The 26,108-nt window shown below is 70.5% G+C and carries 28 protein-coding genes, 1 tRNA gene and 1 pseudogene; 13 read left to right on the top strand and 17 right to left on the bottom strand.

Features of this window, described 5'->3' with window-relative positions:
• The first annotated feature begins 56 nt into the window (after nucleotides 1-56).
• The 4 genes and pseudogenes from QP939_RS16150 (at nucleotide 57) to QP939_RS16135 (ending at nucleotide 2,918) form a co-directional block, all read left to right on the top strand.
• Complete coding sequence (locus tag QP939_RS16150; RefSeq protein ID WP_285457596.1) at nucleotides 57-671, top strand: hypothetical protein; 615 nt, start codon at nucleotides 57-59, stop codon at nucleotides 669-671.
• A gap of 222 nt (nucleotides 672-893) precedes the next feature.
• On the top strand, nucleotides 894-2,048 hold the full coding sequence (locus tag QP939_RS16145; RefSeq protein ID WP_285457595.1) for a sensor histidine kinase: 1,155 nt from the start codon (nucleotides 894-896) through the stop codon (nucleotides 2,046-2,048).
• Nucleotides 2,045-2,702 (top strand): annotated as a pseudogene (locus QP939_RS16140) (response regulator). Before QP939_RS16145 ends, QP939_RS16140 begins: the two are co-directional and overlap by 4 nt.
• Before the next feature lie 18 nt (nucleotides 2,703-2,720).
• Complete coding sequence (locus tag QP939_RS16135; RefSeq protein WP_285457594.1) at nucleotides 2,721-2,918, top strand: hypothetical protein; 198 nt, start codon at nucleotides 2,721-2,723, stop codon at nucleotides 2,916-2,918.
• Here QP939_RS16135 and QP939_RS16130 read toward each other — a convergent pair.
• Nucleotides 2,908-3,354 carry a nitroreductase family deazaflavin-dependent oxidoreductase gene (locus QP939_RS16130; RefSeq protein ID WP_285457593.1) on the bottom strand — a complete coding sequence of 149 codons (447 nt, stop codon included), beginning with the start codon at nucleotides 3,352-3,354 and terminating at the stop codon, nucleotides 2,908-2,910. The genes QP939_RS16135 and QP939_RS16130 overlap by 11 nt on opposite strands.
• Before the next feature lie 126 nt (nucleotides 3,355-3,480).
• Between QP939_RS16130 and QP939_RS16125 the strand changes: the two genes are divergently transcribed.
• Together QP939_RS16125 and QP939_RS16120 are read left to right on the top strand one after the other, a co-directional pair.
• A complete protein-coding gene (locus QP939_RS16125; protein ID WP_285457592.1) occupies nucleotides 3,481-4,152 on the top strand; it encodes a TetR/AcrR family transcriptional regulator in 672 nt (223 codons plus the stop codon).
• Nucleotides 4,153-4,190: 38 nt separating this feature from the next.
• Complete coding sequence (locus QP939_RS16120) at nucleotides 4,191-5,708, top strand: 3-hydroxyacyl-CoA dehydrogenase (RefSeq protein ID WP_285457591.1); 1,518 nt, start codon at nucleotides 4,191-4,193, stop codon at nucleotides 5,706-5,708.
• Nucleotides 5,709-5,770: 62 nt separating this feature from the next.
• Here QP939_RS16120 and QP939_RS16115 read toward each other — a convergent pair whose 3' ends face one another.
• A complete protein-coding gene (locus QP939_RS16115) occupies nucleotides 5,771-8,602 on the bottom strand; it encodes a PQQ-dependent sugar dehydrogenase (protein ID WP_285457590.1) in 2,832 nt (943 codons plus the stop codon).
• A 100-nt stretch (nucleotides 8,603-8,702) separates the two neighbouring features.
• Nucleotides 8,703-9,332, bottom strand: coding sequence for a L,D-transpeptidase (locus QP939_RS16110; RefSeq protein ID WP_285457589.1), 630 nt, complete (start codon nucleotides 9,330-9,332; stop codon nucleotides 8,703-8,705).
• 216 nt (nucleotides 9,333-9,548) lie between these two features.
• Between QP939_RS16110 and QP939_RS16105 the strand changes: the two genes are divergently transcribed.
• Nucleotides 9,549-10,058: a hypothetical protein gene (locus tag QP939_RS16105; RefSeq protein WP_285457588.1), complete on the top strand. Its 510-nt coding sequence runs from the start codon at nucleotides 9,549-9,551 to the stop codon at nucleotides 10,056-10,058.
• On the opposite strand, the gene QP939_RS16100 is transcribed toward QP939_RS16105, so the two are convergent.
• Both QP939_RS16100 and QP939_RS16095 read right to left on the bottom strand, forming a co-directional pair.
• Nucleotides 10,048-10,938: a serine/threonine-protein kinase gene (locus QP939_RS16100; protein ID WP_285457587.1), complete on the bottom strand. Its 891-nt coding sequence runs from the start codon at nucleotides 10,936-10,938 to the stop codon at nucleotides 10,048-10,050. The genes QP939_RS16105 and QP939_RS16100 overlap by 11 nt on opposite strands.
• An 8-nt stretch (nucleotides 10,939-10,946) precedes the next feature.
• Complete coding sequence (locus tag QP939_RS16095) at nucleotides 10,947-12,632, bottom strand: HsdM family class I SAM-dependent methyltransferase (RefSeq protein WP_285457586.1); 1,686 nt, start codon at nucleotides 12,630-12,632, stop codon at nucleotides 10,947-10,949.
• A 77-nt stretch (nucleotides 12,633-12,709) separates the two neighbouring features.
• Here QP939_RS16095 and QP939_RS16090 point away from each other — a divergent pair, with 77 nt between their 5' ends.
• Both QP939_RS16090 and QP939_RS16085 read left to right on the top strand, forming a co-directional pair.
• Complete coding sequence (locus QP939_RS16090; protein ID WP_285457585.1) at nucleotides 12,710-13,453, top strand: PP2C family protein-serine/threonine phosphatase; 744 nt, start codon at nucleotides 12,710-12,712, stop codon at nucleotides 13,451-13,453.
• 44 nt (nucleotides 13,454-13,497) lie between these two features.
• Nucleotides 13,498-13,582 (top strand) — tRNA-Ser (locus QP939_RS16085).
• 90 nt (nucleotides 13,583-13,672) lie between these two features.
• Here QP939_RS16085 and QP939_RS16080 read toward each other — a convergent pair.
• The 12 genes from QP939_RS16080 to QP939_RS16025 all read right to left on the bottom strand — a co-directional run bounded on the left by QP939_RS16080 (nucleotide 13,673) and on the right by QP939_RS16025 (nucleotide 22,571).
• A complete protein-coding gene (locus tag QP939_RS16080) occupies nucleotides 13,673-15,031 on the bottom strand; it encodes a tyrosine-type recombinase/integrase (protein ID WP_285457584.1) in 1,359 nt (452 codons plus the stop codon).
• 13 nt (nucleotides 15,032-15,044) lie between these two features.
• Nucleotides 15,045-15,344, bottom strand: coding sequence for a helix-turn-helix domain-containing protein (locus QP939_RS16075; RefSeq protein ID WP_285457583.1), 300 nt, complete (start codon nucleotides 15,342-15,344; stop codon nucleotides 15,045-15,047).
• A 286-nt stretch (nucleotides 15,345-15,630) separates the two neighbouring features.
• Nucleotides 15,631-16,782, bottom strand: coding sequence for a DUF3631 domain-containing protein (locus tag QP939_RS16070; protein ID WP_285457582.1), 1,152 nt, complete (start codon nucleotides 16,780-16,782; stop codon nucleotides 15,631-15,633).
• Nucleotides 16,783-16,810: 28 nt separating this feature from the next.
• Nucleotides 16,811-17,191, bottom strand: a complete 381-nt coding sequence (locus QP939_RS16065) for a hypothetical protein (RefSeq protein WP_285457581.1) — start codon at nucleotides 17,189-17,191, stop codon at nucleotides 16,811-16,813.
• 234 nt (nucleotides 17,192-17,425) lie between these two features.
• Complete coding sequence (locus QP939_RS16060; protein WP_285457580.1) at nucleotides 17,426-19,678, bottom strand: FtsK/SpoIIIE domain-containing protein; 2,253 nt, start codon at nucleotides 19,676-19,678, stop codon at nucleotides 17,426-17,428.
• A 65-nt stretch (nucleotides 19,679-19,743) separates the two neighbouring features.
• Nucleotides 19,744-20,667 (bottom strand): hypothetical protein, encoded by a 924-nt coding sequence (locus tag QP939_RS16055; RefSeq protein WP_285457579.1) that lies wholly within the window; start codon nucleotides 20,665-20,667, stop codon nucleotides 19,744-19,746.
• On the bottom strand, nucleotides 20,664-20,981 hold the full coding sequence (locus tag QP939_RS16050; protein WP_285457578.1) for a hypothetical protein: 318 nt from the start codon (nucleotides 20,979-20,981) through the stop codon (nucleotides 20,664-20,666). The genes QP939_RS16055 and QP939_RS16050 overlap by 4 nt, the downstream gene beginning before the upstream one ends.
• Complete coding sequence (locus tag QP939_RS16045) at nucleotides 20,981-21,229, bottom strand: hypothetical protein (RefSeq protein ID WP_285457577.1); 249 nt, start codon at nucleotides 21,227-21,229, stop codon at nucleotides 20,981-20,983. Before QP939_RS16045 ends, QP939_RS16050 begins: the two co-directional genes overlap by 1 nt.
• Complete coding sequence (locus tag QP939_RS16040) at nucleotides 21,226-21,651, bottom strand: SsgA family sporulation/cell division regulator (protein ID WP_285457576.1); 426 nt, start codon at nucleotides 21,649-21,651, stop codon at nucleotides 21,226-21,228. The genes QP939_RS16045 and QP939_RS16040 overlap by 4 nt, the downstream gene beginning before the upstream one ends.
• Nucleotides 21,648-21,899, bottom strand: a complete 252-nt coding sequence (locus QP939_RS16035; RefSeq protein WP_285457575.1) for a hypothetical protein — start codon at nucleotides 21,897-21,899, stop codon at nucleotides 21,648-21,650. The genes QP939_RS16040 and QP939_RS16035 overlap by 4 nt, the downstream gene beginning before the upstream one ends.
• A gap of 131 nt (nucleotides 21,900-22,030) precedes the next feature.
• The gene (locus QP939_RS16030) at nucleotides 22,031-22,186 is read right to left on the bottom strand and encodes a hypothetical protein (protein WP_285457574.1); all 156 of its coding nucleotides are present in this window, start codon (nucleotides 22,184-22,186) and stop codon (nucleotides 22,031-22,033) included.
• A gap of 94 nt (nucleotides 22,187-22,280) precedes the next feature.
• On the bottom strand, nucleotides 22,281-22,571 hold the full coding sequence (locus tag QP939_RS16025) for a hypothetical protein (RefSeq protein WP_285457573.1): 291 nt from the start codon (nucleotides 22,569-22,571) through the stop codon (nucleotides 22,281-22,283).
• A gap of 146 nt (nucleotides 22,572-22,717) precedes the next feature.
• On the opposite strand from QP939_RS16025, the gene QP939_RS16020 reads away from it, so the two are divergent.
• The 4 genes from QP939_RS16020 (at nucleotide 22,718) to QP939_RS16005 (ending at nucleotide 26,108) form a co-directional block, all read left to right on the top strand.
• Nucleotides 22,718-23,563 carry a GntR family transcriptional regulator gene (locus QP939_RS16020; RefSeq protein WP_285457572.1) on the top strand — a complete coding sequence of 282 codons (846 nt, stop codon included), beginning with the start codon at nucleotides 22,718-22,720 and terminating at the stop codon, nucleotides 23,561-23,563.
• On the top strand, nucleotides 23,563-24,231 hold the full coding sequence (locus QP939_RS16015) for an HAD family hydrolase (protein WP_285457571.1): 669 nt from the start codon (nucleotides 23,563-23,565) through the stop codon (nucleotides 24,229-24,231). Before QP939_RS16020 ends, QP939_RS16015 begins: the two co-directional genes overlap by 1 nt.
• 362 nt (nucleotides 24,232-24,593) lie before the next feature.
• Nucleotides 24,594-25,475, top strand: a complete 882-nt coding sequence (locus QP939_RS16010; protein ID WP_285457570.1) for a class I SAM-dependent methyltransferase — start codon at nucleotides 24,594-24,596, stop codon at nucleotides 25,473-25,475.
• A gap of 372 nt (nucleotides 25,476-25,847) precedes the next feature.
• Nucleotides 25,848-26,108: a hypothetical protein gene (locus tag QP939_RS16005; RefSeq protein ID WP_285457569.1), complete on the top strand. Its 261-nt coding sequence runs from the start codon at nucleotides 25,848-25,850 to the stop codon at nucleotides 26,106-26,108.

The raw sequence follows: 26,108 nt of genomic DNA, 5'->3' as shown, positions 1-26,108 counted from the left end.
CACAGCCACGGCCGCGAACCTGGCGGGGACCAGTGCGGGTACCACCGGAGGACACGATGACGACCGAGCCGACGCCGACCACGCCGCCCCAGGGCGACCCGGCCCCCGCCAACTGGGGTGACCCCGCCCCGGCGGCGCCGAAGAGGGGCTGGTCCGGCAAGAAGACGGCGATCGCGGCGGGCATCGCCGTGGTGATCGCGGCGGGCGGCGGCGCGGCGATCTGGGCGGGCACCAGCAGCGCCGACAACTCGGCGCAGGGCCCGGGCGGCTTCGGCGGCCCGGGCGGCGGCCAGTTCCGCGGCCAGGGCATGCCGGGCGGCGGGTTCGGCGGCGGAATGGCGGCGTTGCGCGAGGCCCTGCACGGCGACTTCGTCGTGGCCGACGGAAGCGGAAAGTACACGACCGAGCGTCTCCAGACGGGTGACGTGACCGAGCTGAGCGCGACGTCGGTGACGCTGACCAGCAAGGACGGCTACAAGCAGACGTACGCGATCACGTCGTCGACCCAGAAGACGGGCGACGTGAAGCAGGGCGACACGAACGTGACGGTGGTGGCAACGGTCGAGGGCCAGACGGCAACGGCGACGACGCTGGGCCAGGGCCTGGGGGCCGGGCAACGCCAGCCGGGCCAGCGCCGCAACGGCGACTACTCGGCCCGCCCCACGAACTGACGCCCGGCTCGGCTCGGCCCGGCCCAAGCGCCCCAATGTGGCGTTGGGTGCGTCCAGCGCACCGAACGCCACATTGGGCGCGTCCAACGCACCCAACGCCACATTGGGGCGCTCTGGACCGGGGAGGGCTGCTCGAACTCGGGGCGTCCCGATGCGCGTCCCCCTCCGCCGCATCGGGGCGTTCCCGTCCTCATCCTCCGCTCGTTAGGGCACAGTTGCGGTGTGCAGGACATCAGCGGGTCACTGAGGCGGCAGTCGCTGCTCGTCGCGCTCGTCTGCGTGGCCTGTGACGCCTCCCTCTTCGCCCTCCGCGGCCCGCTCGGTGAGGCGGGCTGGCGGGCCTGGGCCGTGCTGCTCGGCGGGATCGCCGTCAACGCCGCCCTCGCCGGCCCGGCCCGGTACTCCGGCTGGGTCGCCCTCGCCCACGCCGCGCTCTTCGCCGGCGCGCCGCTGCTGCTGTGCACCTGCCAGGGGTACGTCACCGGCAACAACGCCGGGATCCTCATCGCCGGGTACCGCGCTGGCGCCTGGCTGCGGCCGAAACCCGCCGTGCTCGCGCTCCTCGCCCTCCTCGCGGGAGTCACCGCGGGCTGCATCGAAGGCGGCGGGCGCACCGCGGCCGACTGGCGGCTCGTCGCCATCAACGTCGGCGTCTCCGCGCTCCTGCCGTGGCTCGTCGGCCGGTACACGACGGCCCGCCGCGCCTACATCGCCGACCTCGAGCGCGCCGCGGACGAACGCCGCCAGCACGAGGAAGAAGCCGTCCGGCGGGCCGTCACCGAGGAGCGCACGACGATCGCGCGCGACCTGCACGACGTCATCTCCCACCACGTCAGCGCGATCGGCGTGCACGCCGGTGCGGCCCGACTCGGCCTGCCCGACGGCGATTCGCCGGTGCGGAAGTCCCTCGGCGCGGTGGAGTCGGCGAGCCGCTCGGCGATGGCCGACCTGCGGCGGCTGCTCGACCTCCTGCACGCCGAGACCAACGCCGAACAGCCCGGTCTGGACAACCTCGACGAGCTCGTCGAGACCGTCCGCGCGGCCGGCCTGCCGACCCGGCTGACGCTGCACGGCGAGTCCCGCGAGCTGCCGGGCTCCCTCGACGTCGCGCTGTACCGGATCGCGCAGGAGGCCCTGACCAACGCGTTGCGCCACGGCGAAGGCCCGGTCGAGGTCGAGCTGAACCGCGGCCGCACCGAAGTCGTGCTCACCGTGACCAACGGCCTGCGCCCCGGCCACCCCCAGCGCGGCGAGCACGCGCACCGCGGCCTGGCGGGGATCCGCCAGCGCGTCACCCTGTTCGGCGGCCAGGTCTCCTACGGCGAGACCGGCGGGCACTGGCAGCTGCGCACGACCTTCCCGGTGGAGAGCACATGATCCGCGTCCTGCTGGCCGACGACCACGCGATGTTCCGCTCCGGGATGCGCGCGCTGCTGGACACCCAGCCCGACTTCACGTGCGTCGGCGAAGCGTCCGACGGCCGCGAAGCCGTCGCCGAGACCGCCCGCCTGCGCCCGGACGTCGCCGTCCTCGACGTCCGCATGCCCCGCCTCGACGGCCTCGCCGCGACCGAGGCGATCCTCGCCGCGCCGGGCAACGACACCCGCGTCATCGTGCTCACGACCTACGACGCCGACGAGTACGTCTACCGGGCCCTGCGCGCCGGCGCGAGCGGGTTCCTGCTGAAGAGCCTCGCGCCGGAGGAGCTGGTGGCGGCGATGCGGGTGGCGGCCCGCGGCGACGCGCTGATCGACCCGTCGGTGACGCGGCGGCTGGTCGCGAAGTTCGCGGCGGTGCTCGAACCGGCGGCCGCCGAACCCCCGGAGCTTCGCCCGGTTGACCTCCCGCGAACGCGAAGTCCTGCTGCTGCTCGCCAACGCCTGCAGCAACGCCGAGATCGCGCGCCAGCTGCACGTCGGCGAGGAGACCGTGAAGACGCACGTCTCGCGGGTGCTCGCGAAGCTCGGCCTGCCCGACCGCGTGCACGCCGTCGTCTACGCGTACAAGCACAAGCTCGTCCCGGACGACTGAGCTGCCTAAACTGGGCTGATGAGGCGGTGGATCACGCTCGCGGTCGGGGTCGTTCTCGTGCTCGTCGGCGCGGTGTGGGTGCTGCAGGGCATCGGCGTCATCACCGGCAGCTTCATGACGGGGCAGAAGCTGTGGTTCCTGATCGGGCTCGCCGCGTTCCTGGTCGGCGTGGTGCTGGTCGCGGCGAACGTGACGCGCCGCAAACCTACTTCGTGAAAATCTCGAAGATCGGGTAGCCCGGCGCGATCTCGCGCAGCTTCTCGTCGGACGCCTTCGCGTCGACGCCGTCGAAGAACACGCCGACCTCGAACTTCCAGCGCTTGAGGTAAGCGCGGAGGATGCCCGGCTTCTCGTCGTCGGCCAGCTCGCGGAAGGTGAACGTTTCGACGCGCTTCCCGACGCGAAGCGTGCCTTCGCCCGCGACGCGCAGGTTGCGCACCCACTGCGTCTCGCCGCGCGGGGCGACGAGGTAGCGGACGCCGTCGACGGTCAGCAGGTTGACCGGCACCGACCGCGGCTCCCCGCTCTTGCGCCCGACGACGGTCAGCACCCGGCTGCCCCAGACGCTCACGCCCAGCTTCGTCAGCTTCGCGACGATCTCGTTGAACAGGTTGGTGGCCTTCTTCGGCTCGATGTAGCGGGCGGCGGTCATGGTGTCCTCCGAAATTTGGGAGAGCAGTGCTCTCGGTTAAGAGCAGTGAACACCAGACTGCCGCTCTCTGTCAAGAGCACTGCTCTCCGTTTTGTGCACCGCTCTCGTCGTGGCACACTGATCGCCATGACCGCGACCCGGACCGCACGTGAACGAGCCCGCGCCGAACTGACCCAGGAGATCAAGGACGAGGCCCGCCGCCAGCTCGCCGAGGTCGGCGCGCACGGGCTCTCGCTGCGCGCGGTCGCGCGGGAACTGGGGATGGTGTCGTCCGCGCTGTACCGGTACTTCCCCAGCCGCGACAGCCTGCTCACCGAGCTGATCGTCGACGCTTACAACGCGATCGGCGAAGCGGCGGAGAAGGCGGACCCGGGTGAAGGCGAGCCCCGCGACCGGTGGCTGGCGATCTGGCAGGGGACGCGCGACTGGGCCCGCGCGCACCCCCACGAGTACGCGCTGATCTACGGCTCGCCCATCCCCGGGTACGCGGCCCCGCAGGACACCGTCGTGCCCGCCGCCCGCGTCGCGCTCGCCCTGGTGAAGGTCATGACGCACACCGAGCTGCGGGCGATCGACGGCGAGCTCGCCCCCGAACTGCGCGCTCAGGCCGAGTCGCTCACGAAGGTCCTCGGGGTCATGGCCGGTCCCGAGACCGTCGCGCGCCTGATCATGGCCTGGACCCAGCTGTTCGGCGCGATCAGCTTCGACCTGTTCGGCCAGTACGTCGGCAGCGTCGACCCGGCCGACGCCTTCTTCGCCCACTCGGCGAAGCGGATGGCGGAGTTCGTGGGCCTCTAGGCTGGGGCGAGAGTCCAACGGCGGAGAGGCGGCGCGACGTGACGGGGTGGGCCGGGAAGGTCGGCAGGATCCGGGTGATCGGGACCGGGGTGATGGGCCGCGGGATCGGCCAGCTCGCCGCGACCGCGGGGGTGACCGTCGAGCTGGCCGATGTGCGGCGCGAGGCCGTCACCGAGGCGATCGGGTTCGTCGGCGGCATGGTCGACAAGCTGGCCGCGAAGGGCAAGCTCGAAGACCCCCAGTCGGTCAAGGGCCGGCTCGTCGCGGTGGACGCGCCCGACGCGCCCGCGGACGGCGTCGACCTCGTCATCGAGGCCGTGCGGGAGGACCTCGAAACCAAGCGGGCGTTGTTCGCGGACCTCGAGCGCGTCTGTCCACAGGAGACGGTGTTCGCGACGAACACCAGCTCGCTGTCGGTCACCGAGATCGCCGCCGGGCTGGCCGACCCCGGCAGGCTCGTCGGGCTGCACTTCTTCAACCCCGTGCCGCTGATGCGCCTGGTCGAGGTGGTGCCGGGCGCGCGCACGCACGGCTGGCTGCCCGGCGAGGCGGTCGAGCTGGTCAAGAGCTGGGGGCACGAGCCGGTGCTGGCGAAGGACGCGCCGGGCTTCCTGGTCAACCACGCCGGGCGCGGCCTGAACACCGAGGCGCTGCAGATCCTCGCCGAGGCGCTGGCCGAGCCCGCCGACGTCGACCGCGTCGCGCGGGACGTGCTCGGGCTGAAGCTCGGCCCGTTCGAGCTGCTCGACCTGACCGGGCTCGACGTCTCCCACGCGGTGCTGGAGAGCATCTGGAGCGGCTTCCACGGCGACCCGCGGCTGCGGCCGTCGTGGCTGACGCGCCCACGCGTGGCCGCCGGGTTGTTCGGGCGCAAGAACGGCGAAGGGTTCTACCCGTACGTCGACGGGCAGAAGCAGCTCGCGGACGAGCCCGCCGCCCCGCCGAAGCCGACCAGCCCGGTGTTCACCGCGGACGAGCACCTCGCCCGCGTCCTGTCCGCGGCCGGGGTCCAGGTGGTGTCCGACGCGTACCCGGACGCGATCCTGCTCGTCCCGCTCTACGGCGAGTCCACAGTGGACGCGGCGACCCGGGCGGGGCTGCCGCTCGCGCGCGTCGCCGGCATCGATCCCCTCGGCGGCTACGAACGACGGCTGACGATGTCCGTCCACCCGGGACTCGACCCGGCGGTGGGCCGCGCGGCCTGGGGCGCGCTGGCGGCGACCGGCCACCCGGTGACGGTCGTCCGCGACGGCCCCGCCCCGATCGCCCAGCGGCTGCTGGCCTCGATCGTCAACACGGCGTGCTTCATCGCGGGCCAGCACCTGGCGACCCCGGCCGACATCGACACGGCGGTCCGCCTCGGCCTCGGCTACCCGCGCGGGCCGCTGACCTGGGGCGACCTCGTGGGCGGCGAGATCGTGCTGCGCATCCTGCGCGGTCTCGCGGCGGCCACCGGCGACCCGCGGTACCGGCCCAGCCCGTGGCTGGTCGAGCGCGTCGCCCTCGGCCTGCCCTTGGCGACGCCGGGGACGACGCCGTCGGACTTGCTGAGCTGACCACGAAAAGAAGCGGGCCGCCTCCGGAGTTCCGGAGACGGCCCGCTTTTTCAACGCGTGTTTCACCAAGGACGGTCGACAGCCCCGCCCGAGAGGGTGAACGTGATGTAGCCGCCCTGGAAGTCGCTGCGGTACACCCCGTTCGTCACGTACTCGTCCGTCGTCGGGTAGCGCAGGTACGAACGCTCCCAGCCGAGGGCCGCCCACCGCTTCCGGATCTCGCCCTTCACGGCGTGCGCACCGGTCGCCGGGGTGTAGTAGATCGAGTGGTTGAGGCTGAAGTGGTTGTAGCGGCCGACGCCGTCCGGCGTGGCGAGCTCGTCAGTGATCGGGTAGCCGAGACCACGCTCGTAGTCGAGGGCCGCCCACTTCTTGCGGATCTCGCCGAAGATCGCGTTCGCGCCGTACGCGCCCGTGTAGTAGATCGACCCGATGTTGCCGTTCTTGTTGAAGTGGTTGTATCGGCCGACGCCGTCGGGCGTGCCGAGCTCGTCGGTCGTCGGGTAGCCCAAGCCGCGCTCGTAGTCGCGCGCGGCCCACTTCTTGCGGATCTCACCGTAGATCGTGTGAGCGCCGTACGCGGCCGTGTAGTAGATCGAACCCACGTTGCCGCTGTTGTTGAAGTGGTTGTACTGCGCCAGGCCGTCCGGCGTCGCCGCCGTGTCCGACGTCGGCGGGCCGAAGCCGTTGCTGCCACCGATGGCGAGGTACTTGTCCAGCACCGGGCCGGTCACGTACTTCGTGCCGCCGACCGCGCTCCAGTACAGGCGGCCGTTCTGGTAGACGCGGTAGTGGACCGGGCCGTCGGTGACCTCGGTGCCGATCGGCGCGCCGAGCTTCGTCCGCAACGCCGGGTCGCCGTCGTAGCGCTGGTCGATCGGGGTGGCGTAGTTCGCCGTCAGCGTCATGTCGCTCGAGCCGACGGTGATGACCCACGTCGTGGCCGTCGGACCGCCCTGCCAGCCGGTGAACTTCGAGACGCCGTCGATGCCCAGCGGAGCGGCCTCGACGTCGAAGCTCGCGCCCTCGGTGACCAGCGCCGAGCTGACGCCGCCCTCGACCGGGATGCTCAGCGCCGCGGGCTGCGTGCTGAGCAGGGTGAGCCGGTGCTGGCGCGGCATCGCCGTGTACGTCTTGGACGTCGCGACGCCCGCGCTGTCGGTCACCGTCGCGGTGAACTCCATCCGGGAGTCCGGGTGCTCGGTGAACGGCTGCGCGAAGCTCGTCCCGGTGCCGCCGATGCCCGGGTGCGAGTGGCACGTGGCCTCACTCGGGCAGTGCCGGACCGCGGTGGTCCAGGTGATCGGCAGGGTGCCGTCCTCGGCGTCGGTCGCCGTGGCGCTCACCGCGACCTCCTGGTTCACCGCGAACGTCGCGGTGTCCCCCGGCGTGGTCAGGGTGAGCTGCGGGGTGTGGTTGCCGGGCGCGACCGCGATGTCGGTCGTGCCGGTGGCGCCCAGCGGGTCCCGGACCGTCAGCTTGGCGGTGAACGTCTCGGTGCCCGGCGCGTAGGCGTGGGTCACCTTCGGGCCGGCGTTGGCCGCCGTGGTGCCGTCGCCGAAGTCCCAGTCGTACTTCAGCGGGTCGTTGTCGTAGTCGACCGACGCGGAGCCGTCGAAGGAGACGGTCCGCGTGTCCGGGTCGGTCGTACTCGACGCGTTCGCCACCGGCGCGGTGTTGTTCGCCGAGTAGGTCAGGCGACGCAGGTTGCCGGTCAGGATGTCGGCGTAGACGATGTCGCCGTTGGGCGCCGCCGCGAACTTCGTCGGGCCGCCGATGTCGGTGAAGACCGGCGGGTTCTCCGGGGCCTGCGTGAGCTTGCCCTGGTCGTCGTAGCGCAGCGTCCAGATCTTGTGCGTCACGTAGTCGCCGAAGAAGTACGAGCCGCGGTAGGAAGCCGGGTAGCTCGATCCGTTGTAGACGATGCCGCCCGTGACGCTGTTGCCCTGCATGATGCCGCTGCCGTGCTGGTACTCGAAGATCGGCGGCTGGTTCTGCACGCCGCCGCAGCCGGCGAGCCCGGAGTAGCCCGGCGTCGGGTGGGTGCCTTCCCAGCAGGGCCAGCCCATGTTGCCGCCGCGCGGCACGACGCTGACCTCTTCCCAGGTGTTCCAGCCGACGTCGCCGGCGACCGGGAGGCCGAGGTTCGCGTCGACGCTGAACCGGAACGGGTTGCGGAACCCGCGCGCGAACACCTTGCTGGCGGTCGATCCCGGGTTGTTCGCGTCGTAGTAGGGGTTCCCCGGCACGCCCTTGCCGTCGGCGGTCAGGTGGAGGATCTTGCCGTACGGCTGGTTGATGTCCTGGGCGCGCAACGCGCCGGCGTCGACCTGGCGGAAGTCGGCGTTGTCGCCGATGGACATCCAGATCGTGCCGTCCGCGGCGGCGGTGATGCCGTTGATGCCGTGGACGTTGAAGAAGCCCGGCACCTCGAACAGCGACTGCTCACCGGTCAGGCCGGACGGCGCGCCCGTGGCGTCCACGGTCACCGTGAACCGCGACATCCGCATGACGAAGCCGCCGCTGGTGTTGATCGCGCGCGAGAGGTAGATGCTGTGCGACGTCGCGTAGTCCGGCGCGACGGCCAGCCCGACGAGACCGAGGTCCTCGTCGATGCGGACCGGCAGGGTCGCGATCGTCTTGCCCGTCCCGCTGACCGGCAACCAGCGGACGGCACCGCCCTTGCCGGTGGCGAGGATCGAGTTGTCCGGCAGGTACGCGAAGTCCGTGAGCTGGTACTGCCCCAGCCCGGTGCTGGTGTCCCGCAGGACGAACCCCGGCGGGAGCGCTGTCGCTGCCGTCGCCACCCCCGTGGACACGACGGGCAGCAGCGCACCGGTCAATACAGCCGCCACGAGGGCGTGGCGTAGTGCTCTGAGCTTTCCCAAGGCCATTTGGCCCCCCTTCCCAAGCGATCCCTTATCGCCTGAACAGGGGGGCCAGTTGCACTCGGCTGAGTGAATTTATCTTACTGTGACCTACGGTCCGTATTGGTTACGGCACAACCTGGACGACGTCACCGACGTGCAAAGTGTTGAAGAACTTCAGCGACGCGCCCGCCGACAGGTGGATGCAGCCGTGCGAGTACACGGACAGGCTCCCCGTGTGGAAGGCGTCGCCCGGGTAGAAGAACACCGAGTTCGGCATCTTGGCGTTGTCGAACTCCTTCGACAGGTGCATCTTCTCCTTCGACAGCACGTGGAACGTGCCGGTCGGCGTCGCGTAGCCCTTGCGGCCCGGCAGCATCGGCACCGGCCCGTAGACCACCTTGCCGCCCTGCAGCAGCCACGCCTTGTGCGCGGAGATGTCGACGCAGGCGGCGGTGCCCGAAGCCGCGGCGGCCGCCGCGCACGGGACGCCGGAGTCGGCCGGGGCGGGCTTCGGCTTGGGCTTCGGCTTGGCCGTGGTGCTGGTCGGCGCGGGCTTCGACGTCGTGGGCGTCGGCGTCGCGCTGGTCGTGGTGGGGGCGGCGGTGGTGCTCGAGGTCGTCGGCGTCCCCCCGCCGGTCCCCGCGGCGACGGCCCCGCCGCCGGCGTTCGGCCCGCTCGCGGCCCCGCCGCCGGAGCAGGCGACCAGCACGAACGCGGTGGCCAGCGCGGCCGCTCCCGCCAGAAGCCTCTTCACGATCCGATACCCCCAGTTGCTCGATCATCGCCTTTGGACACCGGTAAAGACGGTGGTCACCCGTTCGAGGTTCGTCGGCCAAGGTCACGATTTGGGCAGTTCGCCTCAACCCACGGGTTGATCCCGGGTTCCACCCGGGCCCGATCCGCGCGCCGACGAACCGGCGTCGCGATCCGCCGATGCTGGGAGCACCTTCGAAACCAAGGAGACTCCGCAATGCCCAGCGCCGCGAACGTCCTGCTCTACGTGGCCATCGCCGGCCTCGTCCTCTACCGGGTCGTCTACAAGCAGGTCCGCGGCACGCTGCTCACCCGCAAAGCGCTGGTCACGCTGCCGCTGATCCTGGTCGTCGTCGGGGTCTTCCTCGCCGCGCGAGCCGTCCCCGGCACGTCGCCGTCCGAACTCGGGCTGCTCGCGGTCGACCTGGTGGTGCTCGCCGGGCTCGGCGTCCTGCGCAGCACCACGACGACGCTGACCGAGCGCCACGGCACGACGTTCCAAAAGGGGTCGGCCGTCACGATCGGGCTGTGGGTGCTGACCGTCGCGGTCCGCGTCAGCCTGGTCGCGCTCGGTACCGTGCTCGGCATCGCGGGCCCGCTGACGTCGGCGTCGGTCGCCCTCGCCCTGGGCGTGAGCATCGCGGTGCAGAACGCGACGACGTACGTCCGGATCCAGCGCCGCGGGCTGCCGCTCGCCGAGCAGCGCCCGGCGGCGGTCAACCGCTGACGCGCCCCAGCATCCGCGCGTACATCCGGCCCGGGCTCGGCACCGACGGCGGCACCAGGAACCCCGGCAGCGGCGGCAGCGCGCCGACGAACGCGCCGAGCCGCTCGTACAACGCGGCCGCGGCGGGCGGCCGCGCTTCGGGGTCCTTCGCGAGCATTTCGGCCAGCAACGCGTTGAGCTGCTTCGGAATCCCCGGCACCGGCGGCGGCAGCTCCTTGACCTGCCGCTCGAACACCGCGTACGCCGTGGGCCCGTCGAAGAGCCGCCGCCCGGTGAGCATTTCGTGCAGCACGCACCCCAGCGCGTAGAGGTCGCTGCGGGGTTCGGCGCCGCCGCGCTGGATCTGCTCGGGCGCCATGTAGGACGGCGTCCCCAGCAGCTGCCCGGCGCGCGTGAACTGCGCGGCGTCGGCTTCGCGGAGTACGGCGAGCCCGAAGTCCATCACCTTCACGCCGCCGTCGGGGCCCAGCATCAGGTTGGACGGCTTGAGGTCGCGGTGGCACACGGCGAGCGCGTGCGCGGCGGTCAGCACCGCGCACGCCTGCGCCGCGATCGCCGCGGCCCACGGCACTGGCAACGGCCCGTGTTCGGCGAGCAGATCCGCCACGGTCACGCCGTCGACGAACTGCATGACCTGGAACAACCGGTCGTCGTGGGTGCCGTAGTCGTACAGCGTGGGGACGCCGGGGTGGTCGAGCGTCGCCAGAATCCGCGCCTCGCGGGCGAACCGGGCTTCGAGCTCTTCGTCGCGGCCCGGCAGCCTGAGCAGCTTGATCGCCACGCGGCGGCCCAGCCTGCGGTCGTGCCCGCCGTGCACCGCGCCCATCCCGCCGCGGCCGAGCGGCAGCTCGTCGAGCTCGTAGCGGTCGGCGATCAGCATCCGTTCCCCTAACGGCCCGGCCTGAGCCGTCCTTCGACAAGTCCAGCGAAGCCTAGCCTCACCAGCTCGCGGCCGGTTTCCGCCGTCTCGCGCAGGACGGCGTCGAACTCGGCCAGCTGCCGGAAGACCCGGCCGTACTCGCGCTGGACGGCGATCGGGACGCGCGGGATCCGCACGCGCCTGCCGTCGATCCGCGTCGACGCCGACGCGGCGGGCAGGTCGGCCGCGCGCAGGCAGCCGGCGAGGAAGTCCGCGTCCAGCCGCCGCGGGTCGACGCGGTAGACGCTCAGCCCGGCGCCGACCTGCTCCGGTTGTCCATTGTGGACATACGCGACGCCGGTCACCGACGCGACGACGTCGCCCTCCTCGGCGACCGGGTGCTCGGCGTCCGCGCGGGCGGCGTGCCGGACCTCGACGACCCCGGCCTTCACCAGCTCGCCGACGGTCGTGAACGCCGGTTCGGCGTCCGCGGCCGCCAACGGCGGCAGCTGCGGCGTCAATTCGGCGAAGCGGGTCAGCTCGGCTTGAAAGGCCCGGCCGAGGTCTTCGTCGCGGCCACGGTGCCGGGCCGGGGTCAGGTCGATGTCGTCGTCGAGCAGGTCGATGATCCGGACGCCGGATTCTGGGCGCTCACCGAAGTCCCGCCACATTTTGTCTACTGTGGACAGATCGTCGCCCGCCTCGCCGAGGAGCACGGTGGACGGCGGCCGCTCACCCGGCACCGGCCGGCGCAGCAGCCAGAGATCGGAACCGGGCAGCGTGACGACCGCGCGGACCGCGCCCGCGCGCAGCAGGTTGCCGCGGATGCGTTTGCCACTGCGACGTCCGGCCGCGGCGCCCGGCATCAGGATCGCCACCGTGCCACCGGGTTCGACGTGCGCGAGGCAGTGCTGCACCCAGGCGAGCTCGGGCTCGCCGCGCGGGGGCAGCCCGTACTCCCAGCGCGCGTCGCCGACCAGCTCGTCGTGGCCCCAAGCCCGTTCGTTGAACGGCGGATCGCACAACACGGCTTCGGCGGTCCGGCCCGTGAAAGCGTCTTCCCGCAGCGCGTCGACCGCGTAGACCTCCGCCTCGATGCCGCGCAACCGCAGGCGCAACGCGGCGATCGACGCCGTCATCGGGTCGCTGTCCTGGCCCAGCACCGTTTTCGCGCCGCTCGCCAGCGCGAGCGCGCCGAAGCCGCACGCGGGGTCGAGCATCGTCGTCACCGGCCCGGCGAGGCGGGCCATCAGCTCGGCGACCGGCTCCGGCGTCGTCGACAGCCGCCGCGAATGAGCCTCGAAGTACCTGCGGCACAACAGTTCGAACGATTCGACCGGCCCGGCCCGGTGCGTCATCTCGCTGAGCAGGGTGAGCAGCTCCGGGTCGTCGAGCTTGCTGTCGAAGGTGTCGAAGACACCGGCCTGGAAAGCGAAGAAGACGCCCGCGCGGCTCACGCGCTCGGCCAGATCGAGGTCGTCGCCGAGGGCGCGCAGCCGCTGCCAGGCGCGTTCACCGGCGGTCAGCTCGAACTTCTTGCCGCGGGCGCGGAACCAGCCGGCGACGGCGGAGAGTCCGAACAGCGGGCTCGACGCCGTGCCGCCGACCGGCGGCGGGAAGTCCGGGTAGCGGCGGCGCCAGTTGCTCACCGCGGCCCGGCCGACCCCGGCGAGCCGCGCGATGTCGGCCGCGCTGACCGTGGCGTCGTCGTCCATGCCCGGGACTCTATCGGACACTCGTCCATTCAGCCGAGACGCTTGTGAACTCAGTCAACCAATGCTTTCATGGGGACATGACACACGATCGGTACGTCCTGCGGTACGCCGCGGGGTCGGACGTCGGCAGGCGCCGCAAGGTCAACGAGGACTCGCTGTACGCGAGTTCCCGCCTGCTGGCCGTCGCCGACGGGATCGGCGGCCAGCCGCACGGCGAGGTCGCCAGCGCGACCGCGGTGGACGTGCTGCGCGAGCTCGACGTCGACCTGCGGCGGCTCGACCTCACGGGCGTCGACCTGGCCGCGACGCTGGCCGGCGTGGTCAAGTCGATCGACGAGCGGCTGGTGGAGGTCGCGACGCAGGAGCCGACGACGTCGGGGATGGGCACGACGCTGACGGCGTTGCTGTTCGACGGAGTCGAGTTCGCGGCGGCCCACATCGGCGACTCCCGCGGCTACCTCCTGCGCGACGGCGCGCTGCGCCGCCTGACCCGCGACCACACGTTGGTCCAGGCGTTGGTCGAAGACGGCCGCGTCGCGGCGGAGGACGCGGAGTCCCACCCGCGCCGGTCGTTGCTGATGAAAGCGTTGCAGACGGCGGGATCGGGCGACCCGGACATCTGGACGTTCACGCCGGAAGAAGGCGACCGCTACCTGCTGTGTTCGGACGGCCTGAGCGGCCCGGTCAACGAAGCCACCCTGCGCGACGTCCTGGCTGCGATCGAGGACCCGGCGGACGCGATCCCGGAGTTGATCCGCCTGGCCAACGAAGGCGGCGGCCCGGACAACATCACGTGCGTGGTGGCCGACGTCACGCGCTGACCCACCTGCACGTCTCGGCTGAGGCATCCGGTATCGTCTCCTGCGGAGGATTGGCCGAGCGGCCTAAGGCGCACGCTTGGAAAGCGTGTTGGGTTCACGCCCTCGCAGGTTCGAATCCTGTATCCTCCGCGCTTCTAGCAGGCGAAACGCCGGGCAGCCTTCACGGGCCGCCCGGCGTTTCGTCGTCTTAGTCTCAGTTCTAGTCTCATTCGCCCCTGGTTAGGCCACTTCCCCGGGCTCGTCGTCCGTGCCTGCCGCGTCGTCCGGCGGCGCCCAGAGCAGCCCGTCGACCCGACCGGCCACACCTCGGCGGATGCGGTCGGTCACGTGCTGGTACCTCGCGGCCATGGCCGTGCTGGACCACCCCATGATGGACATGACGGTCCGCTCGGGGACCTCCAGCAGCAGGAGCACCGTCGCGGCGGTGTGCCGGGCGTCGTGAAGCCGCCGCTCCCCCACTTTGGCGTCACGCAGCAGCTCCTTCCAGTGGTGGTAGTCGGTGTTCGGCACGAGCGGCTGCCCGGTTGGCTTGGTGAAGACGTAGCCGGTCTCCTCCCAGAGGTCGGCGGCCAGGGCGCGTTCGTGGGCCTGGGCCGCCTGGTGGCGCACGAGCAGGAGCGCGAGTTGCTTGGGCAGCCCGATGTACCGCTTACCGGCCCGAGACTTAGTCGGCGCGGTCTCCCGCCGTGCCGAAACGCGCTGCGGGCAGTAGCCCGCGAATTTGCGGCCGCACGGCGTCGAACAACCGTGCTTGTACTTCGGCCGGAGCCGGTTCCGTCGCACGCCGATTTCGGGCGCGTGGTGCTCGAAACACGTGGCGCAGAACCGGGACCCATGCGCCTTGCACGGCCGGTCCCAGCGGTCCCAGTTCACGTCTGCCCACTGGATTCCGAGGGCTTCCCCCTGCCGAAGACCCAGCGCCAGGGCAATAGCCCACCGCGCGCTGTTGCGTCGCCTGTTCGCCGTTTCGAGAATGCGCTGAATTTCGTCGACGTCGTACGGCTCGTACTCTTGTTCCTCGACCTTCGGGGCACGGGCCAGTTCCGCCGGGTTGTCGGTGATGATTTTGCGCTTCTTGGCTTCCTTGAGCGCGGTACGGATGGTGCGGTGAACCTGATGCACCCGCCCGGCGGCGGAGCCCTCCCGCATCATCTTGCGGTAGAGCTTTTCGAGGTGATCGGGCTCCAGCCGGTCACCGGTGTGAGACCGCTGGAGACGGTGTGCGCCGATCCCCGGAATGAGGTGAACCCGGCACGCCACCTCGTACGCGTCCCACGCATTCTCGGTGATCGTCGGCGGGGCCATGATCTCGTACAGCCAGTGAATGAGCCAGGTCTCGACGTTCCAGTTCTGCCCCGCTTTCCGAACGCGTCCTTCGTCACGTTCGTTCTCCCATTCCCGCACCTTGTTCCGGACCTTGGTTTCATCCTTGGACATGGTGTGGCGACGGTCCGGTTTCCCGTTGTCCTTACGGCCGACCGTCACGCGGCCGTGCCAGTGGCCGTCCGCTTCGCTGAAGTAGACGCTGCTCGCGCCGTTCGGGGCGCGCGTGCCCTCGGGACGCTTCTTCCTTGTCACTGACGTTCTCCCCTCAGGCGGCGGCTTCGCTGCTGTAGTCGGCGACCAGGCGGGCGGCGTAGTTGTCGACGGCGGCCACGTGGACGCGCCGGAGTCGGCCGATCCGGACGGATTCCAGCGCGCCGGACCGGACCAGGCTGTAGGCCGTCGTACGTCCGATGCGGAGCCGGTCGGCGGCTTCCTCGACCGTCAGCAGCACTCGAGGAGTTGGCTTCGGTGCTGACGCGGCGGGTTCGGTGTCACGGGTGGCGAGCCGTTCGGCGAGCTGCGCGAGACCGGCGGCGAGCTGAGCGATATCGGTGGCGGTGGTCATTGGTGGTGAGCCCTTCAGTGGCGTGCGTCAGGTGGCGTGGGCGCATGCGCATGGCGGTCTCCTCAGGTGAGCGCGGTCGATGTCGAGGGGGTAAGCCGTACCAGCCGTACCAGCCTCGTTTTGCCTGGTCAGGTGCGGTACGGCTTGGTGCGGCGGTACGGCTTGAGCCGTACCAAGGCGGTTGCGTTGGTACGGCCTGAGCCGTACCGGTCGCGGAAGCCGTACCGGCCCTGAGCTGCGGGAACGAGCCTGGTACGGCTGGTACGGCTACCCCGCCCGGCGGGTGTCAGGCCGACCGCGCCCGGCGGAGCGGGATGGCTCCCCCGGCGGCCTTTTCGCCGTCGCAATCGGCGGGCGCGTCGGAGCAGTAGCGCGCCCAGGAGTCCGTGAAGTCGGCGCGGCGGTAGCCCTTGGCCTGTCCGGCGCCCGGGAACCGCATGGTGTCCGACCGGATGCCGTACTCCTTGAGCAGGCTCCCGAGCTTCATGGCAGTGAGCCCGGTCGCGCCGTACTCGCGCCACGGCGACTCCTCCAGGGCTCGAAGGCGGTGCAGCAGCTCGGCAGTCGGCAGGGCGAGTTCGTCTCCGAAGACGGTGCGGCAGTCGGCGAGCAACCGCTGGCGGTCGGAGCCTTCGTTGTCATCGTCGGCGCTGGCGGTGAGGGCGAGCACGGCGGCGCGAGAGCGGTCACCCCAGGACCCTCCGGCGTGGTCGGCGACGACGACCAGCGGTTCCCAGGTGTCGGCGGCGCGGTCTTCCACGGGCATCTCCGGTTCGGCGGCTTCCAATGTGGACAGGTCGGCGCGGAGCCATGCGCACAGGTCGTCGGCGAGCGTCCGCAGAGCCGGACGGTCCCGGCGATGCCGGTACGGGGCCACGGTTTCGCCGGGCGCCCGACGACGCATCCGGGCGATGACGGCGCGGTCCTCGATCGTGTCGGGCATGGCACCGATTCCGGCGAGAGCGGCCATGGCGAACGTGGGGATGGACTCGACGCGCTGGTTGGTGGCGTCATAGCGCTTAGCTGGGCGATTACGCTGGTGCCCGGCGTTGAGCAGCCCGCGCAGGTCCTCGTTCCCGTCGGCCTTCGGCCCAAAGATGGTGTCCGCTTCGTCCACGAGCAGGGTGGGCGGGTCCTCGGAAACCGACCGGTACACGGCGGCCGGGCTGCTGTTGACCGTGATGAACGGGTTGTGGCACGTGGCCTCGACGATGTCGAGCAGCCGGGACTTCCCGCAGCGCTTTTCCGGCGCGCGGATCACCAGCCGGGGCGCGTGCGCCCACGCCGGTTGCGCGTGGCTGGCGGCGATCCACAACGCGATGGCGTCGGCGGTCTCCGGGTTGGGCAGGGCCACGTACCGAGTGAGCGCGCCCCTCAGTGCATCCAGGAGCGTCGCGCCGGGTCGGACGGCGTTGGGCATGGTGTCGTTGGTGCTCATGCGTTCTGGGCCTTTCTGGACGGTGGTGTCAGGCCGCGTCGGCAGTAGCGGTCCGAGCGCTGATCCAGTCCTCGACGCGCACCCACGAGCGGGCGGCCTGCGCGCGGATCTCCTGCGGGGTCAGTGCCGGGCGGGTGGCGACGGCGCGGCGGCGGGCGAGCTCGTCGTAGGTCGGCGCGGCGGCGATGGCCCGCCAGTCGGCGGCGGCCGACACCGCGCCCGAGGTCTCGCGGGCGGTGCGGCGGCGGTCCCACTCGACCCACTCGGCGAGCAAGTCCGCCACGTGCGGGCTGGTGTTGAGGTGCCGCCAGGCGGCGGCGTCGAGCACCAAGGCTCGGTACTCGGGGAACGGGATGGCGACGGCGGCGGGCGGTTCCGGGTCGGGCTGCGGGCTGGTGTGCGTGCTCAAGACGGGTCCTCACGTCGGTCACACAAGGTGACGAGTTCAGGGTGTCGTCGGCCAGGGCTAGAGCCTGCGGTTCTGGCAGCTAGCCCGAGATTCCCGACGTTTTCGCTGGTCGGAGCGAGGTGGTTCTAGTGGCCTAGAGTGCTGGTCACATAGGCCGTGGCGGTCTAGAGGAGGGGTCTAGGTCTAGGGGCGGCGGAGTCTAGGACGGCCACCGCCCCTAGCCCCGGGGTTCGGTTACGCTCCGTCGTTCTTAGCGGCGATGAGAGCGTCGCGGGCGTAGCCGTTGCGGTTGGCCCCCTTGCCCGTAGCCGGATCGGTGCTCCACACCTGCTTCGGCTTGACGCCGGTCGGCTTGAGCGCGGTGGCGAGGTTCTGCGCGGTCCAGCCGCCGTACTGGCTAGGGCGCAGGTCGGCCAGCCGGGTCACGATGGTGTCGGACCAGAGCTTGTCCTCACCGCGCTCGAACACCGACAGCGTGTCGGCCAGCGGGTCCAGGCGGGCAGCCTCGACATCGACGGACTCCCCGGCGGCGTAGCCGGTGATGTTGCCGATGGCCTCCCGGCGGGCGCGGGCTCCGGCGGCGATCTTCTTGGCGTCGGTGGCGTCCTTGTACACCGACCGCACGATCTTCGCATCGTCACCTTCGCCGACCAGGTAACCGATGCCCCGGTCGGAACGGGCGAACATCGTTGCCCGCACACCGTTCTTGTGCTGCCCGGTGCCCAACACCATGTCGTTCTCCGTGTGCCCCTGGACTTTCAGGCAGTACCGCAGGATGGCGTTGGCGGAGATGCCGGTGGGCAGGGACTTCGCGTCCGGGCGCTGCGTGGCCAGGATGAGGATGATCCCCAGGGCCGGGCCGCGCTTGGCCAGGTCCACGCAAATCTCCTCGAATTCCGCGCCGTGCTTGTCGTGCTCAAACCACACCTGGCACTCGTCCACCCCGACCACGATCGGCGCGAGCCGCAAGTCCTTGCGGGCAGCCAACTCCGGGGTGACCTTGTTGTCCGGGCAGACGGACTCCGGCAGCGCGCGGATCACCTTGGTGCGGCGACGCATCTCCTCGCGCAGCTCCCGCATCTCCACCAGCATCCGCTCGACGTCGTCCGGCTCGTCACCGACGCCGTAGGCGTGCGAGCACGGCGCGAGGGGCGAGAGGTCGCCGGTGCCCTTGAGGTCGTAGCTGTAGAGCACCGCACGCGGGTCCAGCGCGGCGATCATCATCAGCTCCCGCAGGGTGACGGTCTTGCCCATGCGGGGCACGGCACCGATGATCACGGACACGAACATCAGGGTCACGTCGACCCAACGGCCGCGCTGGTCAGTGCCGAACGGCTGGGGCTTGAAAAGGTCGACCGTCGCGCCGGGCTTGGCCAGCGGCCACGGCTTCTGCTTGGCCTTGGACATGTCGCGGTCACCGACCCACAACACTAACCGTCCTTCGTGGACTTTCGCGTCGCCTTCCGGCCACACACAGCCGATCTGGCGGCGCAGCGCCGACGACAGCTCCTGGCGCTTGGCGATGATGTCCCCAGCCGTGACACCCAACGGCAAGTCGATGTCGGCGCGCCAGCCGTCGCCGTCGCGGGCGATCGGGTTCGGGAACTCGATCCGCTTGCCCTTGGCGATGGCCTGGTTCAGCCCGCCGATCCCGAGCGAGCACAACGCGTCCTCGATCATCGCCGACGTGAGCTTGGGCGTCTTGACCGCGTCCACCGCGCGACCGGCTACCGGCTTGTCCTGCGGCGCGCCCCACCAGCCCACGGCGGTGAGCGTGGCCAGCAGCAGAGTCCAGTTCCACACCGGAGCCACGAACGTCCAGCACAGGTACACCGTCGCCAGCAGCACCACGATGGCGACCATGACCGGAGCGGAGCGGCGGCGCACGGTCTCGTTGCGTGCCTCGCGCAGCTTCATGTACGTGTCGGCGTCGTTGCGGTCGCGGGCGTTCATCCGCACTGGCTTGGACTCCGCGTCGTACATCCACCGCCCGACGCGGGCCGTCAGGCGACACAGTGCGCCCGGGGCGCGCAGCAGCGCTGTCGGCACGTACACCGGCACCCGCAGCGCGTGGAAGGCGAAGGTGTGGGCGGCGTAGCGGACCAGGAACCGCGCCCGCGAGCGGAACTCCTCCGCCGACGTGAGCCACTTGGCCACCAGCGGGCGGGCGGTCGCGTCGGAGACGGTCTCCCACCACGACGGCTTCACCGTGGCTGGGTCCACCGGCTTGAGCGGCGCGGCCTGCCCGCTGGCGTCGACGGCCTCGACGTCCGCGCTGTCCAACACGGTTCCGGCGTCGGCGAACCGGTCCTGCTCCGGGATCTCGTCGGCGGTGCGGGCGGTGTCCGGGCGGATCGGGACGACGTTCCCGGCCCGCGTGGTGGCGGTCTCGGTGGCCGCCGGGTCGGTGTTCACGGCGCCGTCGCCGGTGGCGTTCACGGGCGCGTCGGCCGGGGTGTTCTCGAACGGTTCGGGCGTGCTGTTCACGGTAGGGGGCCTTTCAGGGTCAGGTCCGTTCACGGACTCGGGGGTGTGGTCGGCAGCGGTGGACATCAGGCGGCCTCCCTCTCGTCGGTGGCGGCGGGCTGGTCGGCGGGCTCCGGCGCGACGGCCGGGCGAGCCGTGGTCTCGGCGGTCAGGTCGTCGGCGACGTTCTTGCTCGTGCCACGCGAGATCTCCGGGCAGACGGACCGGACCCAAGCCGGGGTGATCTCGGTTCCGGGAGCCCACGCGGCTCGGGCTTCGGCGAGGTAGTCCGCGCGCAGCTTCCGGGCGGGCTTGGCGGCGGCCTTGCGGGTGGCCGGGCGGCGGCGCGGCCGGGTCGGGTCCGAGGTCGCCGGCGGCTCGCCCGTGACGGGCTCGGTCGGAACGGGGGCGGCGGTGACGGGCTGGTTCCCGGCCGGGTCCGCCTGCCCGGTGAACGCGGTTCCGGCGGCGGCCATGACGGCTTCGGTGAGCTTGTCCCGCAGCACGGGCGCGGTCTCCGCCGCGAGGAACACCAGCACCGGCGGAACCGAGTGCAGCACCACCCCGGCCACGTCGAAGTGCGTCCAGGACTTCCAGGTGTTCATGACGTAGGTGGCTAAGAACGCGAACCACTTCGTCCGGTGTGCCCACCGGCCGGTGTCGACCTGGTACCGGGCGGTCACCTGTTCCGCCCGCAGCACCGCGACCAGGACCAACGAGACCATCGGGTCCAGCAGCCACCCGGCCAGCCACCCGAGCGACCAGGTAGCAGCCCCGGCGGCGGCGAAGCTCTGGACGTTGACCATCGTGAACGCCAGGCCCAGGAAGATCCCGAGCCAGATCACCGCGTCGATCTGCGTGCGGACCTTCTCCACCCGCAGCGCCACCACGTCGGGGTGGTTGGCCAGCCGCCGGACTTGCGCGGCGGTCGCGGCTTCCTGAGCGAGCTTGTCCGCGTCGGTCAGCGGCTGGTGCCGGGCGTCGGCGGGCGCGAGGTCGGTGCTGGTCATCGACGGCCTCCCCGGGTGGTGTGGACGATCTCGGTGATGGCCATCAGCCGCACGATCGTGGCGGCGGCCAGCAGCGCCGGGACGACCAGCGCGATCCACGTGGCGGTGGTGTTCTGGATCTTCACGATCACCAGCCACTGGACGAACGTGATGATCGCGGTAGCCATGACCAGGCGAATCGTGTTGCCGGTCATCCGGGTGATCTCGCGTACGCCCTTCTGGGCCTTCACGGCGGACTTGCGGCCAGAGCGCCACACGGCGAACACGCCGACCAGCGCGAGGCCACCGAGGACCATCACCACCTGCGTGTTCATCACGCCACCTCCGCAGCGTCGTCGTGAAGGGGGAACAGGTCGACTTGCCCCGGGGCCTGCCAGTCCCCGCCGTGCCACACCGCGTCGAGGGCGATGCCGTGCTCAGCGCGGATGACCGGTTCCTGCTCGGCCAGCCAGTCGCGGCGCTGCTTGGCGGTGGCCTTGCTCCAGGTCCGTCCGGTGTGGTCGGTGAACCGGCGCATCGCCAGCCGCTCAATCGCCCGCGGGGACAGCGTCTTGCCGCTCATGCCGCCTCACCCCCGGCCAGAGCGCGAAGTTCCCGCTCCCAGTCGATCCGGGATGCCTCGGTTCCGACCGGGACCATCGCGTCCGTGTCGTCCAGGAACCGTTCGAGGTCGGCGCGGGCGAACCGCAGCACCACCGACCCGGGGCCATCCGGGTTGACCAGCTCCACCAGGACCCCGGCGCCGTCGAACAGCACCGGGGAGACTCGCACGTCTCCGAGTCCGGCCCCACCGTCCAGGCCATCGGCGAGCAGGTCCCGGCTCAGCAGCCAGGACACGACCACGCCGTGGTCGGGGATGTCCAGCTGCACCGCGTACGGGTCCGACACCCGGTAGACCAGCGTCACCTGCGTGCGGCCGCCCCCGCCGGGACAGTGCGTGAGCCGGATGTCCATCGGGCGCTTGAGCACGGCCCGGGCGGTCATGCCGCACCGCCGGAGACCAGCTCGACCGACTCGCGGACCAGCGTGAGCGCGGCTTCGCGGACGTCCTGCGCGTCGTCCGTGAGGCAGGCGTCGTCCAGAGCGTCGGCCATGGCGAACAGCCATGTCACCCGGACGGCGACGTACTCCCGCTCCGAGCGGAAGTCCTTGACCGACGTAGGCCGCTGGGCCATCAGGTCGGTGATGTCCTTGTACTGTCCCGCGCCGGGCGCGGTGGTGGTGCCTACCATGGGAATCCTCTCCGAGTAGCTACCTGCGTGGTGGTGGGGAGTCCCGGCCTGGTCGGAGCGTTCTTGGCGGTTCGAGCCGCCCAGGCTGGGGTCAGAAGCAGCGGATACGGCGCGGCGGCCGTGCCCGGCGGTCATCGGCCGATGCCGTCGTGACGTTTGCTGTTGGCGTTCCAGCAGTTGTTGTTGAAGCAATTGCCGTTGGCATTGGTCGGCCACCCGCAACCCGGGCAAGGCGGGTTGCCCTTGCTGCACGGGCCGGGCGTGGTGGTCGCGGCGGGGACGGTCATCGGTTGCCTCCCTGGTCTTCGCGCTGCTTGTGCTGGATCTCTTCCTGCTGACGCTGTAGCTCGCTGTGCCACGCGCCGGAGTCGTTCTGCCCGCTCACGCCGCCTCCCCTCGGGTCACGGCAGCGATGTCCAGCCGAACCGGCAGCACCCGCAGCGCCGCGCGGTCGGCGCGTCGGCGGGTGCGGTGGGCGTGCTGCGTGTCGGTGAACGCGTGGCGGGTACGGACCTCGGCCACGGTCATCGCGCCGGTCAGCTCCTGCTCGACCTCGGCGAGCAGCGCGTCAATGGCCAACTCGTCGAGGCCGTCCGGGCTGTAGCCCTGACCAGCGGGAACGCCGTCAACGGCCGCTCGGACGACACGGTTGGTGATTCGTGCGGAGTTCATTGAAAGCCCTTCTGGTGGTCTGTCGTTGGCGACCACCAGAGACTCACATAGCTCTACTAGTTGAGTCAACCCAACTCTGCTAGCAGACCTAGATTTAGATCATGATTCACCTAGTTGGGCTAGCTGAGTACGCTATGCTCTCCGGCATGGATGAACTCGACCCGGACGACCCCCGCCCCCCGTTTCAGCAGGTCGCGGCCGTCTTGAAGGCGGCAATCCTCACTGGCGCGTACCAGCCGGGGGACCGGCTGCCCTCGTACACCGAGCTGGCGTCGCAGTACGGCGTCGCCGTCATGACCGCACAGAAGGCCGTCGGCGTTCTGCGCGATGAAGGTCTGGTGGTCTCGCGCCAGGGGAAGGGCTCGTTCGTCCGACAGCGCACCGAGCGGTCCGTAGGACTCCGGCCCCACGTCGAGGCCATCTTCGACAGCGGGGCGGTGGCCATCGACTTCGCCGGGTTCTCCGGGGAGACGCTCCATGGCGTGATCAGCGAGCCGCTGGACAAGGTCCGCTCCGGCCGCCTTCAAGCGAACAGCCTGCAGATCCGCATCTTGCTGCCCGACCTCTCCAAGCCTGTTGGCCTTCCGGCATTGGCGCCCGAGGGAGTCGATTCTCCGGACGTGCGAAAGCGTGCCGAGCGGATCGTTCAGCGGTCAACGCAAGGCATCGTGGAAACCGTTGAAGAACTAGCCGCTCTGGGCCTGGTCGAGTCAGCGACAGCGCAGGTTCGGACTTACCACTCTGCCCCCCTGTTCAAGCTATTTCTTCTAAATCAAACCGAGGCCTTTTTCGGGTTCTACCCGGTTCTCCAACACTCAGTCGCAATCGCCGGTCAACCCGTCGAGATTTTCGACCCGATGGGCAAAGACGCCATTCTTTTCCACTACGCGAAATCGGAAGACGCGGACTCCGTCGACACTCAGTACGTGGAGCAAGCACAGCGCTGGTTCGACAGCGTATGGAACTCGGTGGCAAAGGATGTGCAGTCCTAGTGCCAGAAGGAAAACTGCAGGAAATCCTGCACAGCGCCAGACTCATCCTCTTCGACTTCGACGGACCTATTTGCGACGTCTTTGCCCGGTTACCCGCAGCAGGCGTGGCCCGGCACCTTGAGCGCAATTTGGCTGACAAGGTAGGGACAGACGATCCCCTTCGAATTCTTCAAGAGGCAGTCAAGTACGGCGACGAGACCGTGCACGTCGTCGAAGACGAGTTAATCGCCGCCGAAGTAAAAGCGGTCGACCTATCCACGGCAACCCCTGGAGGCATTGAGGCGATGAGTGCCGCCATTAGCCGGGGAAAATCGGTCGGCATCCTCAGCAATAACTCAGCGGTGGCCGTGGCGCGGTTCCTAGAAAAGGTTGGAATCCTGTCGAGGGTCGCCCCGCTGATTGGCCGGGTCTACGGGCGGCCTGACCTCATGAAGCCCAACCCGCACACCTTCCGGGCGGCCTTGGATGCGGCAGGGGAGGATGCCTCCGGCACCGTCTTCGTCGGCGACTCGACGACGGACATCGAGGTTGCGCACACTGTCGGCGCACCTGTGGTGGGCTACGCGAACAAGCCGGGGAAGGTGGATGCGTTCGCCGCTGCTGGGGCGACGGTGATCGTTGAGGACATGCGCGACATCCGAGCAGCACTGACCGATCATTGGCGCTGAGGGGGCCGCTCGCCGGGCCCGGCTGCCACGTGGCCTGGGGTTGACCGGCCATAGCGCTCCGCGCGCTCTCAGGGCCGCTCACGGCTTGTGGCCTAGTCTCAGTTCTAGTCTCATTCGCCCCGGTCCGCCGGTGTACGCCGTAGGACGCGCAACGCTCTGACCTGCGGCTTACGACTGCCCGGACCCCCGCGTACGGCCGTGTGCAGACTTGGAAAGCGTGTTGGGTTCACGCCCTCGCAGGTTCGAATCCTGTATCCTCCGCGCTTCTAGCAGGCGAAACGCCGGGCCCACCGCCCGGCGTTTCGTCGTTCCGGCCGGAAAACCGGTGGCCCGACCCGAATCCCGGCCCTAACGTCCGCGGCGTGAGCTACGAGCACCCGCTGGCCTACCTGCTCGGCGTCGAAGGCCTCGCCCTCCTGCGCGCGTTCACCGGGGAGCACGACCGCGAATTCGTCGAAGCGCGGCTCGCCGAGGTCCGCCGCCTCCTCGACGACGACTCCCTCGCCCACGGCGTCGAAACCGACCGGCTGGACTCCGTGCCCGGCTACGACCTCTGGGCCGAGACCTACGACCGGCCCGGCAACGCCGCCTTCGCGCTCGATGAACCACTTCTCGAGGAGATCGTCGGCGGGCTGCCGCCGGGTGACGCGCTCGACGCCGCGTGCGGCACCGGCCGCTACGCCGGGAGCCTCGCCCGGCTCGGCCACCGGGTCGTCGGCGTCGACAGCTCGTCCGGGATGCTCGCGCGGGCCCGCGAACGGGTGCCCGGCGCCGAGTTCCGGCTCGGCGACCTGGCCCGGCTGCCGCTCGGCGACGCCGCCGTCGACCTCGTCGCCTGCGGGCTCGCCCTGACGCACGTCGCCGATCTGCGGCCGGTGTTCGCGGAGTTCGCGCGCGTCCTGCGCCCCGGCGGGCACGTCGTCGTCTGCGACGTCCACCCCGAGGCCGTCGCGCGCGGCTCGATCCCGCCGCTGCGCGGACCGGACGGGCGGCCCGGACGGCTGGTCTCGTACCGCCACCTCGTCGGCGACTACGTGCGGGCCGCGCTCGCCGCCGGGCTCACCGTGCTCCGCTGCGAAGAACCTTGCGCGCCGCCGAAGGATCCGGCGCCCGCCGCGACCGAGCCAGGGCCATGGGAGCTGTGGCCGTGGAGCCTCGCCGCCCTCGTGCCGGACGCCGCCCGGGCGGCCGCGCGGGGCGTGCCGGCGATGCTCGGCTGGCAGTTTCGCCTGGCCAAAATGTGAAATCGCTTCCATCGTGACGTTTTCCGCACATCGACAGGGAGTTACGAGCAGGGCTGAGCGCAGCCCGCTACTCCGACCGCGCTAGTCTCCACCCCAACCTCGCCCGCCCCTTCAAGAAAGGCCAGCAGTGGCACGAAAACCGCTCTGACCTGGGGTAGCGCTGGCCAGCGACGTCAGTGTGCGGTACTGGTGCCGGGACGACCCCCGCACAGACCGTGATCGGCCCGGCCCCGGACGTTCCCACGTCCGGGGCCTTGCTGATTCCGGACCCGCGATCACTCGGCAAAGTCAGATGATCACGCTGAGTCGCTGGATCTGTTTCAATGGAATCCGCAGCCGTACCACCACCTGATTTCAAGGAGTAGAGGCCCGATGGCCGGAGTCGAAGAGATCCGCGCTGGCATCGCACTCGCCAACGAAAAGGCGTCCGCAGGCATCGCCGCCCTTCAGCAAGCAGCGCAGTCTCTCGAAGAAGCTCAGCAGTCGCTCGCCCAGGCGACGCAGGGCAGCAGCCAGCACGAGGTGAGCCAGGCGCACGGCCTGCTCGCCCAGGCCCTGCACGACATCAGCGGGATGCAGAGCACCATCCAAGCCAGCATTTCCTCCGCCGACTCCTACTCGGCGCGTCTCTAG

This window comes from Amycolatopsis nalaikhensis (genome assembly GCF_030264295.1).
GTDB classification, from domain to species: domain Bacteria; phylum Actinomycetota; class Actinomycetes; order Mycobacteriales; family Pseudonocardiaceae; genus Amycolatopsis; species Amycolatopsis nalaikhensis.
Note: the sequence above shows the minus strand (reverse complement) of the source record. Positions and strands in the feature narration are given on the sequence as shown.